General features: G+C 43.7%; 3 protein-coding genes. 2 read left to right on the forward strand and 1 reads right to left on the reverse strand.

Going from position 1 to position 2032, the window contains the following annotated elements:
- On the reverse strand, nucleotides 1-513 hold a 513-nt coding region (locus F7C14_RS07555), incomplete at its 3' end, for an aminotransferase class I/II-fold pyridoxal phosphate-dependent enzyme (protein WP_290901504.1).
- Nucleotides 514-663: 150 nt separating this feature from the next.
- On the opposite strand from F7C14_RS07555, the gene F7C14_RS07560 reads away from it, so the two are divergent.
- Both F7C14_RS07560 and F7C14_RS07565 read left to right on the forward strand, forming a co-directional pair.
- Nucleotides 664-1326: a type 1 glutamine amidotransferase gene (locus F7C14_RS07560; RefSeq protein ID WP_290901506.1), complete on the forward strand. Its 663-nt coding sequence runs from the start codon at nucleotides 664-666 to the stop codon at nucleotides 1324-1326.
- 54 nt (nucleotides 1327-1380) lie between these two features.
- A partial coding sequence (locus tag F7C14_RS07565) for a glutamine amidotransferase (RefSeq protein ID WP_367114347.1) occupies nucleotides 1381-2032 on the forward strand: 652 nt, incomplete at its 3' end.

The raw sequence follows: 2032 nt of genomic DNA on the forward strand, positions 1-2032 counted from the left end.
GAAATTTTCGCAAGCCGTTCTTACAACTTCCTCATTTACAGTATTTCCGGTCGGATTGTTTGGGGAGCATAGAAAAATAAGCTTTCCCGAGAGGTTTTCCACACTAACTTTGTAACCCTCGAAAATTACCTCCTCAACTCCCGCATCCCTCAGCATGGAAACGAAGGTGTAGTAGCTGTAGGATGGCATAGGCACAACAACCTTGTCGAAGGGCTCAAGAAGAACATCCGCAATCACTTTGAGAATGTCCATAACTCCGCTTCCCAGCGAAATCATTCCATAATCAACTTTACAGTATTCCGCTATTTTCTCCTTCAAATCCTTATACTCCGGATGAGGGTAACGATTTATCCACAAAACTTCCTTTCTAATAGCTTCGACGACCTCCTCCGGGGGAGGATAAGGGTTTTCGTTGGAGGCGAGCTGTATCGCCCTATATATCCCCATCTCCTTCAAATCCCTCGGAAATTTTCCAGCGTCGTATTTGTTTATCAAACTGACAACGTACCTCACGAAGTAACGTTAACGCATAGGATTTTAAGTTTCTCCCCAGCAGCTTATCCAACCACACATTAAAAAACCTTCATGTAAATCAGTTCTAAATTCAACAATTTTCATTAATTGAGGAAAAGCTTTAAAAAGTTTTTAGGAAATGGGGAGAGTATGAAGGTTGTTGCAATACAGCACTCTCCCATTGAACCTCTCGGGTACATAGAGGAGATACTCGAAGAGAGAGGAATTGCTTTCGATTACGAGAAAGTGTACGAGACGAACGAAGTTAAGGCGAGGTACGCCTCTCACATAATAATTTTGGGCGGACCCATGGGGGCTTACGAAGAAGACATATATCCCTTTCTTTCGGAGGAGAAAAACCTCATAAGGGAGGCTATAAAAAATAACGTACCGATTCTCGGAATTTGCCTCGGAGCTCAGCTTATAGCGAGTGCTATGGGTGGCAAGGTTTACCCATACAAAAAAGAGCTTGGCTGGTACGAAGTTAAGAAAGTCGAAGATGATGAAGCAGTAAAAGGACTGCCGGATAAGCTGAAGGTTTTCCAGTGGCACAACGACACCTTCGATTTGCCTAACGATAGCAAGCTTCTTTACGAGGGAGACCTCGTCAAAAACCAAGCGTTCAGGATAGGTAAAGCTATAGGCTTGCAGTTCCACTTGGAGATGACTCTCGATCTGATAAAGACGTGGCTGAAGCACGAAAAAGGAATGAGCGAAGAAGAGAAATCGAAAATAATAGAAGAGAGTGAGATCTTTCTGCCGGAGATGCAGAAATGCTGCAAAATACTCCTTGAAAATTTCCTGAAACTTTAGTCATACAATTGCATACAGTTAAGTTTAAAAGTAGCGAATATCAAGGAGGTTGGGATGTGCGGGATAGTTGGTGTTCTTTTCAAGAAGAGGAGGGACGACCTCGGTAGCGTTGTTGTTGAAATGATGAAAAACCTCCAACACAGGGGAAAGGATGGAGCGGGAGTTGCGATTTACAATTCACGATCCCTCGATGAAGACGAATTTATAATAAGGCTCGAAATACTTGGAGACACTTTCGAAAGAATCGAAACCACCGAAAAAGTTGAAGAGCTCGTTGAGAAGTTCGCCAAGTTAAAAGCCACTGAGATCGTGAGAGAAGGGGAAGATTTCGTGATTAAGGACTTCAACGTTAAGGGAATCGACTTTCCCCTCCTCAAAAGATTGGCTTTGAGACTGCAGTCCATGGAGAGGGTTTCGGTTCTTTCAGCCGGGAAGTTCGAAATCTTCAAAGACGTTGGCTACATAACCCACGTCGACGAAGCTTACGGAATATCGAAGAAAGGAGGCACTCATGCTATAGGGCATATAAGATTTTCAACCGAAAGCGGAGTGGATAGATATCACGCTCATCCCTTCCAGAGCTTTCTGTATCCAGATATAGCCGTTGTTCACAACGGACAGATTACGAATTACTGGAAAACGAGGGCGAACCTTGAGGCTAAAGGTCATTACTTCACGACAGATAACGATACGGAGTGCATAGTCC

The sequence above is a fragment of the Ferroglobus sp. genome (genome assembly GCF_015521575.1).
Taxonomy (GTDB): domain Archaea; phylum Halobacteriota; class Archaeoglobi; order Archaeoglobales; family Archaeoglobaceae; genus Ferroglobus.

Bases quoted from the DNA above. Each gene is read 5' to 3' on its own strand.
- F7C14_RS07560 (WP_290901506.1), top strand. From the start codon at position 664: ATGAAGGTTGTTGCAATACAGCACTCTCCCATTGAACCTCTCGGGTAC.